Source organism: Saezia sanguinis, from assembly GCF_003991585.1.
Lineage (GTDB): Bacteria > Pseudomonadota > Gammaproteobacteria > Burkholderiales > Burkholderiaceae_C > Saezia > Saezia sanguinis.
Window position 1 is genome coordinate 1 of record NZ_PQSP01000041.1, and the last position, 282, is coordinate 282.

General features: G+C 40.1%; 1 protein-coding gene. It reads left to right on the forward strand.

Annotated elements, in window-relative coordinates; all coding sequences use genetic code 11:
• The coding region (locus tag CUZ56_RS14910) for a glutamate ligase domain-containing protein (protein ID WP_275427156.1) at window positions 1-282 on the forward strand (282 nt) is incomplete at both ends.

The following is a 282-nucleotide window of genomic DNA, read 5'->3' on the forward strand; positions in this document are numbered from 1 at the left end:
GGCTTAGATCATCGTTTCCAATTAGCCCATCAAGCGAATGGTGTTCGTTGGATTAATGATTCTAAAGCCACTAATGTAGGTAGCACCGTTGCAGCATTGGCAGGGTTATATGTTGAGGGAACATTACACCTTTTATTAGGTGGTGATGGTAAAGGTGCAGATTTTTCTGAACTCGCTGATTTAATCAACCAACCTTATATTTCAACCTATTGCTTTGGTCGTGATGGCAAACAACTCGCTGCACTTTCAAGTCAAAGTCATTTGTTTGAAACTATGGAACAA